This window comes from Streptomyces colwelliae, assembly GCF_048158785.1.
Classification (GTDB): Bacteria; Actinomycetota; Actinomycetes; order Streptomycetales; family Streptomycetaceae; genus Streptomyces.
This window is the reverse complement of record NZ_JBLTJC010000009.1, coordinates 1-16,417: the sequence shown is the minus strand read 5'-3', so window position 1 is coordinate 16,417 and position 16,417 is coordinate 1. Positions and strand designations below refer to the sequence as shown.

Here is a 16,417-nt window from a genome sequence, read left to right as displayed (position 1 = left end):
GGACGCGGAACGCGGACAGAGCACGTACGCGAAGGTCCCGCCCCCTCGCGCGCGGGGGCGGGACCTCACCGTCGTACTACCGGCCTCGTACTACCGGCCTCGTAACTACCGGCGTCGTACCACCGCTGCTCAGCCGATCTGCGCCCCGAAGGTCGACAGCGCCTCGGTGACCGGCTGGAAGAAGGTCTCGCCGCCCGAGGTGCAGTCGCCGCTGCCGCCGGAGGTGAGGCCGATCGCCGCGTCGCCGTCGAACAGCGAGCCGCCGCTGTCACCGGGCTCGGCGCAGACGTCGGTCTGGATCAGGCCGTTGACGATGTCGCCGTTGCCGTAGTTCACGGTGGCGTCCAGGCCGGTGACCGTGCCGGTGTGCACCTGGGTCGTCGAGCCGCTGCGGGTCACCTTCTCGCCGACGGTGGCTGCCGCGGCGTGGGTGATGGCCTGCGAGGAGCCGTTGTAGAGGTCGACCTCGCTCGGGTGGGCGACGTCCGAGGTGTACTTGACCAGGCCGAAGTCGTTGTCCGGGAAGCTGGACTGCTCGTTCGTGCCGATCTCGTTGCCGCTGGAGTCGGACCAGGTGGAGATGGCCTCGGTGCAGTGCCCGGCGGTGATGAAGTACGGCGCGCCGCCCTTGACCACGTTGAAGCCGAGCGAACAGCGCCCGCCCGAGCCGGAGATGGCGTCACCGCCCGCGATGAAGGGCTTGAACTCCCCCTTGGTGCGCTGGAGTTCGGCCTTGCCGCCGAGTCCGTCGACGACCTTGGTGAGCTTGGTCCACTCGGCGTCGGAGACCGTACGGTCGGCGGTGACGACGACCTTGTTGGTGGTGGGGTCGGTCGCCCAGGAGGTGCCGGGGATGGTCGCGTCCTGCTTGAGGGTCGTCCGGGCGCTCGTCAGCTCGGCGAGGGAGTTCTCGACGATTCTCGCCTTGGCGCCGGCCGCCTCGACCGTGTCGGCGGCGGTCTTGTCGAGCACGTTGACCACGAGGCTCTTGGTCTTCGCGTCGTAGAACGTGCCGGCCGCGTCGGTGCCGAGGTCCTTGCCCAGCGTCGAAGCGAGCTTTCCGGCCGCCAGGGCCGTGAGGGTGTGGGGTGCAGCCGCCTGCGTGGTCTCGCTGGCGTTCGCACTCTGCAAGGTGACTCCCGCGACGACCAGTGCGGCTATACCCGCGCCTGCCACGGCCACCCGTCGCCTGGGTATGCGTCGGTGCTTCAACTCGTGTCCTCCTGTGGGGGGTCGACCCGCCAGGTTATGGGGACCCGACCGGCCGAAAGGTAGGTTGACGAGCGCCTACTCTTCCTAATCTCACAGGGAGCGCACAAGGTCGACTTCAGGTCGTGCGTGGAACGCGGTTGCACGCCCCCCTCGCTTTGACGGTCCACGGTCACCCCAGGCCATTCGCACTGCAAACACTACGTGCGAGTAACGCTCATCAGCCGGTGAGGTCTAGTCCTGTCTTGAAATCGACCTCTCGGAGTCCGGATCCGACTGAGGTTCGGCGGGCGGAAGTTGCTCCTGCACCGGTTGCGGTGCCACAGGGGCAACCTGCGCCGCGGGAGCAACGGGCGCCGCGGGCGCGGCAGGCGCGGCAGGCGCGGCCGGAGCCGGGGCCGCGCGCTCCAGGAAGCGCAGCAGCTCGACCGGGAAGGGCAGCACGAGCGTCGAGTTCTTCTCGGCCGCGACCGCCACCACCGTTTGCAGCAGCCGGAGTTGGAGTGCGGCGGGCTGTTCGGACATCTGCTCGGCGGCCTCGGCGAGTTTCTTCGAGGCCTGCAACTCGGCGTCCGCGTTGATGATCCGGGCCCGCCGTTCGCGGTCGGCCTCGGCCTGGCGGGCCATCGACCGCTTCATCGTCTCGGGGAGCGACACGTCCTTGATCTCGACGCGGTCGATCTGCACGCCCCAGCCGATGGAGGGACTGTCGATCATCAACTCCAGGCCCTGGTTGAGCTTTTCGCGGTTGGAGAGCAGATCGTCGAGGTCGCTCTTGCCGATGATCGACCGCAGCGAGGTCTGCGCCATCTGCGAGACGGCGAACCGGTAGTCCTCGACCTGCACCAACGCGTCCGCCGCGTCGACGACCTTGAAATAGACGACCGCGTCGACGCGCACGGTCACGTTGTCGCGGGTGATGCCCTCCTGCGCGGGCACGGGCATCGTCACGATCTGCATGTTGACCTTGCGGAGCTTGTCCACGAACGGGACGACCATCGTGAAGCCGGCCCCGCGCACTTCGGGCCGCAGCCTGCCGAGCCGGAACACCACACCCCGCTCGTACTGCTTGACGACCCGCGCCGCCGCCATCGTGTACACCACTCCGACGGACGCGAGCGTCACTCCCGCCGCCACCAGCTCCTCGACCATCACGGCCCCCCAGGGTCCGACGTGGTGCATCAGGTGCCTTCTCCGATACGACGACGGTAACTCCGTCCTGCACACAAGAGCGAGCCCCCGCACGCCAGTTGCGTACGGGGACCCAGGGCCTGTCCGGCGGATCCTGTCGCAGACGCGGGGTGTGGCACGCACATCTGCGGCGTTGTCGTCGGTCGCCAACGCTCCGCGTTGACTCCCTCCTCCGCCTTGCAGCTGCACGCACCACACCCCGCTCACCGGCGCTGATCAATCACCGCCGATTTCCTGCGACCTGACCCGCCGGACAGGCCCTCGCTTCGCCGCCGGCTGCAGTCCGGAGCGGAAGACGTTCAGGCGGGCGTCAGCCGACGCTCACGCCGTAGTAGCTCAGCGCCTCGGTGACCGGCTGGAAGAAGGTCGTACCACCGGAGGTGCAGTTGCCACTGCCGCCCGAGGTCAGACCGTAGGCCACGGTGCCGGAGTACAGGGGACCGCCACTGTCGCCGCCCTCGGCGCAGACGGTGGTCTGGATCATCTGGTACACCACGTCGCCGCTGCCGTAGTTGACGGTGGCGTTCAGGGCGGTGACCCGGCCGCTGTGCGTGCCGGTGGTGGAGCCACGACGGTAGACGGTCGTGCCCACGCTCGGGGTGGCCGCGCTCGAGATGGTCTGGGTGCCGACCGAGCTCGGGTGCGCGGCGGAGCCGGTGTAGCGCACCAGCGCGAAGTCGTTGGTCGGGAAGCTGTAGCCGACGTTGGTGCCCAGCACCGTGCTCTGACCGGAGTTGGAGTACCAGGTGGAGGCGACCTCACCGCAGTGGCCGGCGGTCAGGAAGTAGTACGTGCTCCCGCTGTGCACGTTGAAGCCGAGCGAACAGCGGTAGCCACCGCCGTAGATGGCGTCGCCACCGGTGATCAGCCGCTTGAACTGACCCGCCGTGTGCTTGATGGTGATCGCGTCGGCGGAGCTGCCCGCCTGCGACTTGATCTTCGCGATCTCGGCCTGGGACACCGTGCTGTCGACGGTGACGACCACGCGGTTCGTCTTGCTGTCGACCGCCCAGGCGGTGCCCGGGACATCGGCCTTGAGCACGGACGAGTTCACCGCGGAGAGCTGGGTCGCGCTGAACGTCTGTGCGTCGGTCGCGCTCGCGGTGGGGACGGCGAACGCGGCAGCGGCCACGAATCCGGTGGCCACGGCGATCAGCCTGGTCCGTCTCGCGATTCCGCTGCGTGGGGTGGTGCGCTTGATCCTCACGTGTCGTTCCCTCCTAGGGGAATTCGGGGGCCCGCGTGGGGTCGGGGCCCGTGAGGCGCAGTCAGGGTCGGCCGTCCGGTTTTCGAACACGTCGTGCTCCTGACAAGCGCTGTGGGGGAGTATTCGGCCGCCCGGCCGACGGGCGCAAGGGCGCCTTTCGGCCGTACGGCCTTCAACTGGCCCACGGTCTACGCGAGTTGATCACCCGAACACAGTGGGCCGAAACCCGGCCCGCCGCAGGTCAACGCCCCACCTGCCGAAGGATGCGCTCCCCCGCCTCGACCGCGAGACCCAGCGTATTCCCGGGCGGCGGGAAAGGGCAGATGAAATGTTCGGCGAACGCGCACGGCGGAAGCACCGCCCGGTTGAAGTCGACCGTCGTGCGCCCCTCTCCATCGGGCGCCGCCGGGTACAGGAACCGGAACCGGTAACTGCCGCCCCCACTCGTGGAGTCGGCGAACACCGCCCACAACTTCCCGTCGCCCTGCACCGCCACCTGCAACGTCAGCTCCAACCCGTCGAGCCGGAAGGAGAGTTCACCCGCGAGCCCGAGCCCGCGTTCGACACCGTCCGCGGCATCGACGCGCACGGTGCGCTGTTCGACGTACGGCGTGAAGCGCCCCGGTACCGAACAGCGCGGATCGTACGGCGTGACCTCGACGCCCCGGAACGCGCGTCGCGCCGCCGAGTCGGGGTCGTAGTCACGCACTCCCCAGACGCCCTCACGGATCAGGACGACCAGCCGGCGCTCGCCGAGGCCGACGCGGGCCGTGCTCACCGGGCCGGTGTCCGCGCCGAGGCGGATCTCGCCGGCGAAGGGTTCCCCGTCGACGGTCAGTCCCTCGGCCGCCGTCGCGGTGAGGACCACCGGGCCGGCATCGGCATCGACGTCACCGTCGAGGACCCATGCTCCGGGGATGTCCGGAAGGTGACCGTCCGGGTGGTCCTCCAGCCAGTGCGTGCCGGTCAGGGCAAGGGGTCCGTAGGGACCCGACACCGTCTCCATGCGGTGCTCGTGCCACTGCCTCCACTCGTCGGCCGCGTCCGAGGTCATGCCGTCAGCTCCATCGTCGTGCGCTCAGCCCTGCCGTCGTGCGGTCACTCCTTCCCCGCCGGGTCGGAGAGCCCGAGATGTGAGCGCAGGGTCGTGCCCCGGTATTCCGTGCGGAACGCGCCACGTTCCTGGAGCAGCGGCACCACCCGGTCCACGAACTCGTCGAGGCCGCCCGGGGTGAGATGCGGGACGAGGACGAAGCCGTCGGCGGCGTCCTGTCGTACGAAGGTCTCCAGCTCGGCGGCGACCGCCTCCGGGGTGCCGATGAAGGACTGCCGACCGCTCGCCTCGATCACGGTCTGCCGGATGGACAGCCCCTTCTCGCGGGACAGCGCCCGCCACTTCTCGGCCATCGCGACGGTGTCGCCGCGCCGGGTCCGCCCCTGGGTGATCGACGATTCCGGCACCGGGTCGGAGTCGGGGAACGGGCCGTCGGGGTCGTAGGAGGAGAGGTCCGTGCCCCAGATCTGTTCCAGGGCGAGGATCGCGTTCTGCGGGGAGACCTGCTGTCGCCGGATCTCGGCGGCCCTCTCCTGCGCCTCCGCCGCCGTGTCGCCGAGGACGACGCTGACGCCGGGCATGATCTTGAGGTCGTCCACGCTACGGCCGTACTTCGCGAGGCGTCCCTTGACGTCGGCGTAGAAGGCACGGCCGTCCTCCAGCGTGCCGTGCCGCGTGAAGATCACGTCTGCCGTACGCGCCGCGAACTCCCGGCCCTCCCCCGAGTCCCCGGCCTGGATGACGACCGGGTGCCCCTGGGGTGAGCGCGGCACGGTGAACTCGCCCGCGATGTCGAAGTGTTGACCCCGGTGGGCGAAGGGGCGGGAGAGTCCGTCGGGGGTCCAGGAGTCCCACAACTCCCTTGCTGCGGCGACGAATTCAGCGGCGCGGGTGTAGCGGTCCGCTCGGTCGAGATATCCCCCGCGCCGGAAGTTCTCACCGGTGAAGGCGTCGGACGAGGTCACCACGTTCCAGGCCGCGCGGCCGCCGCTGAGGTGGTCCAACGTGGCGAGTCTGCGGGCGAGTTCGTACGGCTCGTTGAAGGTCGCGTTGACCGTGGCGGCCAGCCCGATGCGCTCGGTGACGGCGGCGAGCGCATTGAGGACCGTGAGGGACTCGGGGCGTCCGACGACGTCCAAGTCGTGGATACGGCCCTTGTGCTCGCGCAGCCGCAGGCCCTCGGCGAGGAAGAAGAAGTCGAAGAGACCGCGCTCGGCGGTGCGGGCGAGATGCTCGAAGGAGGAGAACCCGATCTGGGACTTCGACCGCGGATCGGCCCACACGGTGGTGCTGTTGACGCCGGGGAAATGCGCCGCCAGATGGATCTGCCGGCGAGAAGGCCTTCGTACGGTCATGACGCTCCCCCGGTCACGGCGTACTGGTTGGCGGGCCGGGCCAGGCCCAGGTGCTCCCTGAGCGTGCTGCCCGGGTAGAACGTGCGGAACAGGCCCCGGTGTTGGAGCAGCGCGACCGTGCCGTTGACGAGCCGTTCCAGGTCGCGGCGGGGTTCGACGGGCGTGAGGTGGAAGCCGTCGACGGTACGGTCGCCGTGCCAGCCCGCGATCAACTCGGCGAGGTCGACCGGGCCGCCCCGGTACAGCGGGCCGTGCGCGGTCTGCCGGGGGCCGCCCCCGCCGTGCCCCGGCTCGGCCGCGTGCTCGCCGTCACCGAGGTCGACGACGAGACTCACCAGGACCCGCAGGGCGTCGGGATCGCGCCCGAACTTCTCGGCGGACGCCCGCAGTTCGGACCGTACGGCCCCAACCTGCGCGGAACTCGCCGCGCGGACGAGCGCCACATCGGCGTATCGGGCGGCCGTGCGCCGGGCCTGGCCCTCGGTGGCGTCGACCACGCGGACGGGGTGGCCCTGCGGTGGTCTGGGCACGATCGAGGGGCCTTTGACGGAGAACCCGGAGCCCTGGAAGTCGACGTGGTGCAGCTTGTCGCGGTCGACGAAGCGGCCGGTGGCCGTGTCCCGGATCTCGGCGTCGTCCTCCCAGCTGTCCCACAACTGGGCGGCCACCTGGGCGACTTCACCGGCCTCCTCCCACAACGCGTCGGCGGGCGCGGCGTGCCGGCGGCCGAAGAGGCGGGCCTCGCCCTCGGTGGTCGACACGTCGAGCCGCCAGCCGGCCCGGCCCCGGCTGACCCAGTCGAGGGTCGCGACCGCGGCCTGCACCTGGAAGGGCTCGGTGTGCGTGGTGGTCACGGTGGGCACCAGGCCGATCCGGTTGGTCGCCGGGGCGACACGGGACAGGACGGCGAGGGCGTCGGGTCCGGGGCGCGCGAAGGTGTCGTCGAGCGTCACGAAGTCGAGGCCGCCGCTCTCGGCGAGCCGTGCCAACGCGACGTAGGAGTCGGCGTCGTAGGCCGACCGCTGGTCGACGGCGGCGGCCAGATGCAGGCCCCGGCCGTGCGAGGAGGTCATGGGAGGGAAGCCTTCCTGTCGTTCGGGAGCGCCTCGGAGAGGGCCAAGTCCTCGATGAAGCCCGGGACTTCACCGACCAGCTCGGAGCTACACGCAGGCCCGACACGCGAGGTCCCGCAGGAACGCCAGCGCGGCCCGCGCGGTGGCGTCGTTCTGCCGGAAGGCGGGCCCGCCGGTGCGCGGACGGGTGAAGGCGCCGGGCGTCCGTACGTCGGTGTAGGGCCCGAGGGCGAACCGCCGGGGGTGCGGCTGCCCGTCGCGGCCGAGGATCCGCCCGTCGGCGCGGTCCACCCGCAGCAGCCCTTCCGGGCTCTCCACCACGACCCCGTCGGCGTACAGATCACGCAGCACCGGGTCGACGGACCGCCCGACCGTGGGCTCAGGCAGCCGCGCCTCGACCAGCGTCCGCGCCTCGATCGTCACGCCCGGCACGGTCGCGCTCGACGCGCGGAACACCCCGTCCTCGGCGGTGACGGCCATGTCCGCGCCGACGAACCGCACGACGCCTGCCCGGGACAGCGCGAGCAGTTGGCGCAGCCGGGGTCCAGGCGGCCCGGAGGCGAGATAACTGAAGAAGCCGTGCCACCAGGGCCCGACGTCCCCGAGCCGGATCAACTGCACGTAGACGGAGAGCAGTCCGAGGAAGACCGCCAAGTCCGGGCTGTTGGAGGGGTCATGACGGCGACTCAGATCACTCTCGATGTACGCCCGCAGGCCGTCCTGGAACTCCTCCTCCGACCCGTACCGCACCCCGTCCAGCGGACGGTCGAGCGCCGCGAGGTCGAGCCGGTCGGCGGGGTCGGGCACCGCGGACGCCACGAGGGCCTCGCGCTCCGCCGCCTCCCCGGCCGCGTACTTCTCCTCGAAGTCGGTCCAGGCGATGCTCGTCCGCTCGGGGTGCACACCGAACAGCCGGTGGTAGTGCGCGAACCCCAACTCCTTCTCGATCAGCGGCCATACGTCCCGCCGGAAGTCGAAGCCCCCCGGCTGAGCGAGTATCGCGTCGACCTCGGCGGGCCCGAAGAACCGTGGCAGCGGCGGCCGTTCACCGCTCCACTCGTAACCGATCTTCGAGTGGTACGGCACTCCGCGCCGCGACCCGACGTACAGCACCGGCTCCTGTCCCGAGGGGACGTAGGTGTCGCCGTCGTAGCGTCCGCCCCTGCCCTCCGTGAGCAGCACCATCAGGTCGACGAAGGCGAGGCCGAAGCCGCGGACGAGGACGGGTTCGCCGGGGGCGAGGGAGGACAGGTCGCTGTCGGCGGTGAAGTCGGGCGGCAGATGGACCAGGTCGTGGGCGCGGGCGTACGCCGCCAACTCGCGCTGGTCCTCGTCGAGTTCGGCGTCGAGGTGGCCGAGGGCGAGGACGACGAGGTCGGCGGGGAGCGGGCGCGGGCTGCCCTCCAGCCAGACCTGCTGGCGTCCGTCGCGCGGGCCGCTGATCCTGAGGGCCCGTCGCGGGTGGTGGTGGACGGTGATGCCGGGCGGCAGCGCGGCCACGGACCGCTCGTGCACCCAGCGCAGATAGGAGCCCTGGAGCTGGCGGTCCGCGAAGGTGCTGCCCTCGATGGCGGCCCATTCGTGCAGCGTGGGGCCGGGGCGTACCGGACCCTCCATGACCACCGTCTCGTCGGTGAACATGGTGACGTCCTCGGCGTGCGAGTTCATCCACAGCAGCGGCGACTGGGCAGCGCGCCAGATGCGGCCGGCGCCCGGCGGATGGGGGTCGACGAGGTGGATGTCGAGACCCGAACCGTCGTACAGATCAACGGCGTTGGCCGCGATGCGCTCGATGAGACCGGTCCCCCGCGGCCCGGCTCCGACGATCACGAGTGAGAGCCTTGTGCTCGGGGCGGCGGATACGGGGGTGGGAATGTCGGAAGACATGCGAAGACTCCGTGACGTGAGCAACACGGGCGAATGCCTTCACACAGGGCGCCTGGCGGCGCCGTACGGCCGAGCCCCTCAGCAGGACCGTCCACCGACTGTACGGCGCCGTTTCCCCTCGGTGTCAAGGAAGTCCACACTGTGAGCAGTACGTCTCATCTCGGTTGACGCCCCACCGGATGCCTGTTCCACTTATCCCATGCATTCGCAGCAGTGGCTGGTCAAGCGCTCCCACATCGACCTCGGTCGAGTGTGGTCCTCTTCCTGTTGAGCTGACCCACTGCGCGTCCCGGTCGCCTGAATCTCCCTCTGACCGTGCGCTTCACGTGTTCTCCCGCTCCACCCGTTCCGCCTTCACACACCCCTCCCCTCGGGTTCCGTCTGCACTTCCTCCATCACGCTCACCGCGTCAGGGCGGCCGTACGCCGTCGTGGTGCCGCCCGGACCCCGATCACCCGGTCCATCAGGGCTCCGAGCACATCCCGTACGGAGCCCCGGTCCCGCGCGTCGCACTCCAGCACCGGCACCCCCGCGCTCAGTCCGAGCGCCTCCCGGACCTCCTCCACGTCGAACCGCTCCGCGCCGTCGAAGCGGTTCACCGCGAGGACGAACGGCGCGCCCTGCGACTCGAAGTAGTCGACCGCCGGGAAACAGTCCTCGATCCGCCGGGTGTCCACGAGGACCACCGTGCCGAGCGCGCCCTCCACCAGGTCGTCCCAGAGGAAGGAGAACCGGTCCTGCCCGGGCGTCCCGAACAGATACAGCGCGATCGTCGGATCGAGCGTGATCCGCCCGAAGTCGAGGGCGACGGTCGTGGTGGTCTTCGCCTCGACGCCCTCCAACGAGTCGACGCCGACGGAGACTTCGGTGATCGCCGCCTCCGTGTCGAGGGGTTCGATCTCCGAAATGGCCCCGATGAACGTGGTCTTGCCGACCCCGAGGCCGCCGCTGACCACGATCTTCACGGCCAGCGGCACGATCTTGTCAGAGCGCCCGGACATGGTCCCTGATCCTTTCGAGCATCGGGAGCGGCAGCTCCGCGGGTTGCCGGCAGGCGAGTTGCCCGGCGACGACGAGGTCGGAGATCAGCACCTTGGCCACTCCGAGGGGTACGCCGACCCGGTGCGCCACCTCGGCGACGGTCGTCGGCTGTTCGCACACCGCGACGATGTGGCGCCGCTCGAACGCGAGCGACGGATCCGGCACGCCGACGGCGACGACCAGCGTCTCCAGCCGCAAGTCGGCCTGGAGAGGCTCGGACCGGCCGCCGGTGATGATGAACGGCCGGACGAACGTCGCGTCCTCGTCAGGTTCTACGTCCCTGGGCTGTTCACCGTTCACCGTGGCAACGCCTGCCGCAGATCGGCGATCAGCGTCGGGGTGAGCAGATCACCCGCCCGCTCCGCGAGCACCGCCATCTCGTAGCCGACCAGGCCCAGTTCACCGCTGCTGTCGGCGAGGACGCCGAGACAGCTGCCGTCCCGGATCGCCGAGACGAGCAGGAAGCCGCGCCCCATCTCGATCATGATGAGCTTGACCCCGTCGAAGCTGTACCGCTTGGACGCGCTGCGGGCCAGGCTGCTCAACCCCGAGACGATCGCGGCGAGATGGTCGGCCTCGGTCCGCCCGAGCCCGTCCGAGACGGCGATCAGCAGCCCGTCGGAGGAGACGGCGACCGCGTCGCGTACGCCGTCGGTGCTCTTGACGAAGTTGGCGAGCAGCCAGTTGAAGGTCTGCGAGTCGTGCGGGGTGTCGACAGTGGTCACTTGGCGTCACCCTCGCTGTGTCCGGCGGACTTCTTGGCCCGCTCCTTCTCCTTCTCCACGCTGATGCCGCCGCGCATGTGGGCGCTGCGCAGGGTGGAGAGCATTCCGGAGACCTCCTCGGGGCTGCGGTCGGTGGTCGGTCCGGTGGGCGCCGGGCGGCTGGGCCGGTCCGTCTCGGTGACGGCCTCCGAGATCGCACTGCGCTGGGGCCGCTTGACGAGTCCGTTGCGGGTACGGGAGGCGGAGGTGCCGCCCTTGGCGCCGGAGGCCTTGCTCTCGGCGGGCTTCAACCCGGCCGTGACGGTCACCGGCTCCACGGCGTCCTCCTCGTTGCGCGGCGCCGGCAGTACCGACTTGTCCGCGGCCTTGCCCTGCGGGGCCTCCGTCAGCAGCCCCGCGGGGATCAGCACCCGGGCGACCACACCGGCCGCAGGTGCCTCGCCGAGCCGTACCTCGATGCCGCACTTGCGGGCGAGGGCGCCGACCACGAAGTGGCCCAGGAACCGGGTGGGTTCGGCCATGAAGCTGGCGGTGCCGGACAGCCGTACGTTGGCCTCGGCGAGGGCCTGGTTGTCCATGCCGAAGCCGTGGTCGACGATCGCGACCAGATAACCGGCGCTGGTGCGCCGCCCCTCGATCTCCACATCGGAGTCCGGCGGCGAGAAGCTCAGCGCGTTCTCCACCAACTCGGCGAGCAGATGGGCGATTTCGACGACTACGGAGCCGGTGACGAACGCGGGCTCGATCCGGCGCAGGGTGACCCGCCGGTACTCCTCGACCTCGGACAGCGAGGCGCGCAGCACGTCGTTGATCGACAGCGGGGTGGACCAGGGACGGGGACTGGACTCCCCGGCGAGCACGAGGAGGCTTTCGGCGTTGCGGCGCATACGGGTGGCCAGGTGGTCGAGTTCGAAGAGGTTGGCGAGGGTCGCGGGGTCGGCGTCCTCGTGCTCCAGCTTGTTGATGAAGCTGATCTGACGGCGCACCAGGTTCTGGTTGCGACGCCCCAGGCTCACCAGGGAGTCGGTGGCGTTGCGCCGCAACACGGCCTGCTCGGTGGCGAGTTCGAAGGCGGACCGCTGCACCCGGTCGAACGCGTCGGCCACCTCCCGTACTTCGGCCCCGGCCTTGTCGCCCACGGACAGCGGAGCGGGCGGCCGCGGAGCCTCCCCGGACGACCCGTCCTGTACGGCGGCCACGGCCTGCGGCAGCCGGCTGCCGGCCACCTCCCGTGCCTGCTGGGCGAGTTCGACGAGCGGCGTGGAGACGGACCGTACGCAGTCGAGGGCCAGCGCGGCGAGCGCGGTCACGGTGGCGAGGGCGAGCAGCAGGAACAGGAGCAGGTCGCGCTGGGCCGAACTCTCCAACTGGGCGGCGCGGTTCTCGACATCGGTGCCGAGGGTGATCTGCACGCTCCGCATCCCGTTGATGGTGGAGGTCATCGAGTCCCACCAGGCCATGGGCGGGATCGCGCTCGACTTCAGCTTCCCGCCGCCGTGCGCCGCCTTGCTCTCGTACGCCAGCGCGCGCTCGGCGTCGGGTGTGGTCAGGGCGGTGTTCAGCCGCCGTTCCTGTACGGCGGTGGCCGAACGGGGGAAGGCGTCGAGGGCGGCGAGGCGTCCGGCGCGGATCTCCATGAACCGGCTGTAGTCGTCGCCGCGGAACTTCCCGGCGCGTACCGAGCCGAGCACGATGGCCCGCTCCTCGCCGGTGAACTCCTTGGCGTTGCCGAGGACTTGGAGCGCCTGATAGGCGTCGCGCAGATCGCCGTCGTGGACGTCCGCGAGGCCGAGGTCGAGCCGGTCGAGGACGGTGATCGTGGTGGTGAAGTAGTCGAAGGTGACCTTCACCACGCCGGTGCCGTCGTCGGCGTCCTTGCGGATGCCGACGAGGCCGTCGAGCCGGCCGAGGGACTCGCGCACGGAACCGGCGGCGGAGTCCTCACGCCCCTTCAGGGCCACGTCCAACTGCTCGCGCGCGGCGTCGGTCGCCTTGCGCTGCGCGGGCAGCTTGGCGTTGAACTGCTTGACGCCGCCGACGTATCCGGTGGTGAGTCCGCGCTCCTTCTGCAGCTCGTGCACGAGTCCCTGAAGGGTGATTTCCAGGCGGGCGTTGTCCGCGGTCGCGGAGGCGTTGCGATAGGCGGAGATCTGGTCGGCGGCCGCGATACCGAGCAGTGCGAGCAGGACCGCGAGGGCGAGGATCAGAATCCTCAGCAGCCTGGCGCGGATGCTGGTGGTCGCTTTTGTTGTGACGTCCACTGAAGTGCCTTAAGTGGGTGGCGAGTTGATCAGGAGTCGAACCTGGGGCAGAAATGGTTCTGCTCCCGACCAACGACACTCATGGCACACCGGTCACCGGATCATGTTTTTGTTTTACCGCTCCGAAACACCGTCCGCCGGACTCCGCAGGTCGGTCATGATCCCTGTGCCGCACGTATACAACGGTGGTGACGGCCCGTCACGGTCGAAAAGCAACGGCACCCGACGCGGTCAGCAGTCGCAGCACGACAGACATTCACAACATTCGCAGCATTCGCACGCGTCACAGCACGAGCAGTCGCAGCTCGAACAGCACCCCTCGTGCCGCCGCCCCGACCACGGCCCCTCGAACTCGTCGGCGCAGCAGACCTTGCAGGTGCAGCAGAGCCCGAGGGCTACGGCACACCCGGCCCAGAAACCGCGCCTGTCGGGCCGCGGGGGCTCACCGCCGTAGGGATTGCCGTCGTGCCGCGGATCGCCCGGCAGATAGGGAGTCTGCGGCGGCCCGAAGGCCCCCTCCGGTCCGTGCCCGCACGACTGGGTGCCGAAGGCCCGGTCCACCGAGCGCCCCAGTTCGTGCGCGAGCAGCAGATGCGCCAGCTTGCCGTCCGTGAACTCCGTCTCCCGCAGCGCGAGCCGTATCCCGTGGAGCGCGTCGTCGGCGAGCCGGCGGGCCTCGGTGAGCGGTGTGCCGGTCGCGGTGAGCGGGTTCCAGGCGCCCGACGCGGCGTCGGTCTCCTTGTCCTCCACGGCGTCCAGGAGGTGCGCGAGCCGCCCGAAGAGGCGTCCGGCCTCGGCGAGCGGTACGGCGTTGCCGGGCCGTCCGGCCAGGATCGCGGTGTGCGCGAAGGCGGCCGCGGTGGCGGTCTCGGTCGGTTCGGTGACGGTCAGGATCGGCGTCCCGGGCCCGGCGAGGGACTCGATGCCGAACTGCCGGTCCACGGCGTCGACCAGCACGGCGGCGTCGAACCCGACGGCGGAACCGGTGCGCGCCCCGGCCCGCCCCCAGCTCCCGGCGACCCGCCGCGCGGCCAGCGCCACCGGCCTGCGGGCCAGCAGCCCGTCCCCGTCCGCGACATGGTCACGCACCTTGGCGGAGGCGAGCACCAGCGATACGGCCGCCGCGAGCCGCGCCCCCTCGCCCTGCGCGACGGACGCGGTCCGCATCCCGCGCAACGGGCAGGGCCCGGCCGTACGACGCCATCCGCCGCCCGCCCGCTCGACCTGAGCCTCCGTCAGGACCGAGAGGAGCAGACCGTCGTAGTTCGTGACAACCCTCGCGAACTGCCCGTGATCGCCGCGCAGCGCGAGACACAGCCCGCACAAATGCGCCATCCATTGGCCCTTGAGGTTCTCACCGAGTCTGTGACTGCAAGGCCGGACCATTCCGAACACGACAACCCCCCGTGGCGTGAACGACATCTGACTGGGCATCTGGAGATCGATATGGCATCTGACCGGGCGTTGAGCAACCGCATCGCGACGACCACCCCGTTCACCCGTACGCACCAGCCGTCACCCGGACGCCGAGAAGAATCATATTTCACTCTCAGTCAGCAGCCCTGTCCAGCAACACCCTTGATACACGGGGGCCCTCGACGTATTGGCTGTGCACCAGTAGCGTCACAAACCCCCCGCGCGGCGTCTATCCACTTGGCGCGCGATCCGCATCATGGATGACCATAGGGATGCGGAAAGCAAGTAAGACCGCTGTGAGAGGAGGCGTCCATGGGATCGGTACGCAAGGCAAGTGCTTGGCTTGGACTCGTTGACGACAACGATGACGAGCGCTACTACGACGACGACTACTCCGAAGGGACCGAGCAGCCCGGGGATGCCTGGGTCACGGATCCGCGGGTGAAGGTGGCCGAGGACGTCGCCGAGGTGAAGGGCCGGCGGATCGGCACGGTCACCCCGGACAGCTTCCGGGACGCCCGCGCCATCGGCGAGCTGTTCCGGGACGGCGTCCCGGTGATCGTGAACCTCACGGCGATGGAGGCGACCGACGCCAAGCGCGTGGTCGACTTCGCGGCGGGCCTCACCTTCGGCCTGCGCGGCACGATCGAGCGGGTCGCGAACCGTGTCTTCCTACTGACCCCCGCCAACACGGAGATCGTCAGCGGCGACCCCGCCGTACGCCGTGAGGACGGTTTCTTCAACCAGAGCTGAGGCAGGGCCGCTTACCGGCCCTGCCTCCCGCAGGGTTGAACAGGGCTTCGGGACTTCCTGTCGGTACTTCCTACCGGAAGGCGTCGAGTCCGGTGAGCGCCTTGCCCAGCACGAGCTGGTGCATCTCGACGGTGCCCTCGTACGTGAGCACCGACTCCAGGTTCGTCGCGTGCCGCATCACGGGGTACTCCAGCGAGATCCCGTTGGCACCGAGGATCGTCCGTGCCGTACGACAGATCTCGATGGCCTCTCGTACGTTGTTCAGCTTGCCGAAGCTGACCTGCTCGGGACGCAGGCGCCCGGCGTCCATGCGCCGCCCCAGGTGATGGGCGAGCAGAATCCCCTTGTGCAGTTCGACCGCCATGTCGGCGAGCTTGGCCTGGGTGAGCTGGAAGCCACCGATGGGCCGCCCGAACTGCTCCCGGGTCTTCGCGTACGCGACCGCCGACTCGAAGGAAGCGCGCGCCGCACCCATCGCACCCCACACGATTCCGTAACGAGCGTGCGACAAACAGCTGAGCGGCCCCTTCAGCCCTACGACCTCCGGCAGCACGGCATCGGCGGGCAACCGCACGTCGTCGAGGACGAGTTCGCTGGTGACGGATGCGCGGAGTGACCATTTGTGCTTGATCTCCGGAGCGGAGAAGCCACTGCTGTCGGTGGGTACCACGAAACCGCGAATCCCGTCGTCGGTCTGCGCCCATACGACGGCGACGCCGGCCACGGACCCGTTCGTGATCCACATCTTCCGCCCGTTGAGCACCCAGTCTCCCTCACTCTCGGCTTCGCTCGACCGGGAGGTGCCCCCTCCGTCGCGCTTGGCGTAGGTGCGCATGGCGCCGGGGTCGGAACCGTGGTCGGGTTCGGTGAGCCCGAAGCAGCCGATGACGTCACCGGAGGCCATGCGCGGCAGCCAGGTCTGCTTCTGCTCCTCGCTCCCGAAGCGGTGGATGGCGTACATCGCGAGGGACCCCTGCACGGACACGAGCGACCGGATCCCGGAGTCCGCGGCCTCCAACTCCAGGCAGGCGAGCCCGTATTGGACGGCGGAGGCCCCGGCACACCCATACCCGTCGAGCGACATCCCGAGCGCCCCGATGCCCCCGAGTTCGCGAGCGAGCTCCCGGATCCCGGGCAACTCCCCCTTCTCGTACCACTCCGCGACATACGGCAGCACCCGGTCCGCGGCCCACACCCGGACCGTGTCCCGGATCGCGAGGTCCTCGGGGTCGAGCAGGTCGTCGA

General features: G+C 69.9%; 14 protein-coding genes. 1 reads left to right on the top strand and 13 read right to left on the bottom strand.

Features of this window, described 5'->3' with window-relative positions; translation table 11 throughout:
* Positions 1-129: 129 nt before the first annotated feature.
* The 12 genes from ACNFOC_RS03490 to ACNFOC_RS03435 all read right to left on the bottom strand — a co-directional run bounded on the left by ACNFOC_RS03490 (position 130) and on the right by ACNFOC_RS03435 (position 14,398).
* Entirely contained in the window at positions 130-1,212 is a 1,083-nt protein-coding gene (locus tag ACNFOC_RS03490) for a S1 family peptidase (RefSeq protein WP_416956445.1), read from the bottom strand.
* A 231-nt stretch (positions 1,213-1,443) separates the two neighbouring features.
* Positions 1,444-2,361 carry a slipin family protein gene (locus ACNFOC_RS03485; protein WP_416956500.1) on the bottom strand — a complete coding sequence of 306 codons (918 nt, stop codon included), beginning with the start codon at positions 2,359-2,361 and terminating at the stop codon, positions 1,444-1,446.
* 349 nt (positions 2,362-2,710) lie between these two features.
* Positions 2,711-3,607, bottom strand: coding sequence for a S1 family peptidase (locus ACNFOC_RS03480; RefSeq protein WP_416956443.1), 897 nt, complete (start codon positions 3,605-3,607; stop codon positions 2,711-2,713).
* A gap of 241 nt (positions 3,608-3,848) precedes the next feature.
* Positions 3,849-4,661 (bottom strand): DUF1684 domain-containing protein, encoded by an 813-nt coding sequence (locus ACNFOC_RS03475; protein ID WP_416956442.1) that lies wholly within the window; start codon positions 4,659-4,661, stop codon positions 3,849-3,851.
* A gap of 44 nt (positions 4,662-4,705) precedes the next feature.
* Positions 4,706-6,016, bottom strand: a complete 1,311-nt coding sequence (locus ACNFOC_RS03470) for an NtaA/DmoA family FMN-dependent monooxygenase (RefSeq protein ID WP_416956440.1) — start codon at positions 6,014-6,016, stop codon at positions 4,706-4,708.
* On the bottom strand, positions 6,013-7,089 hold the full coding sequence (locus ACNFOC_RS03465) for an LLM class flavin-dependent oxidoreductase (RefSeq protein WP_416956438.1): 1,077 nt from the start codon (positions 7,087-7,089) through the stop codon (positions 6,013-6,015). Before ACNFOC_RS03465 ends, ACNFOC_RS03470 begins: the two co-directional genes overlap by 4 nt.
* Positions 7,090-7,176: 87 nt before the next feature.
* Entirely contained in the window at positions 7,177-8,976 is a 1,800-nt protein-coding gene (locus ACNFOC_RS03460; RefSeq protein ID WP_416956436.1) for an FAD/NAD(P)-binding protein, read from the bottom strand.
* Positions 8,977-9,377: 401 nt separating this feature from the next.
* Positions 9,378-9,977: a GTP-binding protein gene (locus tag ACNFOC_RS03455; protein WP_416956434.1), complete on the bottom strand. Its 600-nt coding sequence runs from the start codon at positions 9,975-9,977 to the stop codon at positions 9,378-9,380.
* On the bottom strand, positions 9,961-10,317 hold the full coding sequence (locus tag ACNFOC_RS03450) for a DUF742 domain-containing protein (RefSeq protein ID WP_033286270.1): 357 nt from the start codon (positions 10,315-10,317) through the stop codon (positions 9,961-9,963). Before ACNFOC_RS03450 ends, ACNFOC_RS03455 begins: the two co-directional genes overlap by 17 nt.
* Positions 10,314-10,742: a roadblock/LC7 domain-containing protein gene (locus ACNFOC_RS03445; protein WP_033286269.1), complete on the bottom strand. Its 429-nt coding sequence runs from the start codon at positions 10,740-10,742 to the stop codon at positions 10,314-10,316. Before ACNFOC_RS03445 ends, ACNFOC_RS03450 begins: the two co-directional genes overlap by 4 nt.
* Entirely contained in the window at positions 10,739-13,003 is a 2,265-nt protein-coding gene (locus tag ACNFOC_RS03440; protein ID WP_416956432.1) for a sensor histidine kinase, read from the bottom strand. Before ACNFOC_RS03440 ends, ACNFOC_RS03445 begins: the two co-directional genes overlap by 4 nt.
* Positions 13,004-13,234: 231 nt before the next feature.
* Positions 13,235-14,398: a DUF5685 family protein gene (locus ACNFOC_RS03435; RefSeq protein WP_416956430.1), complete on the bottom strand. Its 1,164-nt coding sequence runs from the start codon at positions 14,396-14,398 to the stop codon at positions 13,235-13,237.
* 333 nt (positions 14,399-14,731) lie between these two features.
* On the opposite strand from ACNFOC_RS03435, the gene ACNFOC_RS03430 reads away from it, so the two are divergent.
* Positions 14,732-15,172 carry a cell division protein SepF gene (locus ACNFOC_RS03430; RefSeq protein ID WP_416956428.1) on the top strand — a complete coding sequence of 147 codons (441 nt, stop codon included), beginning with the start codon at positions 14,732-14,734 and terminating at the stop codon, positions 15,170-15,172.
* 70 nt (positions 15,173-15,242) lie between these two features.
* Here the strand turns inward: ACNFOC_RS03430 and ACNFOC_RS03425 are convergent.
* Positions 15,243-16,417 (bottom strand): acyl-CoA dehydrogenase family protein (locus ACNFOC_RS03425; RefSeq protein ID WP_416956426.1); only part of this gene is annotated, 1,175 nt, incomplete at its 5' end.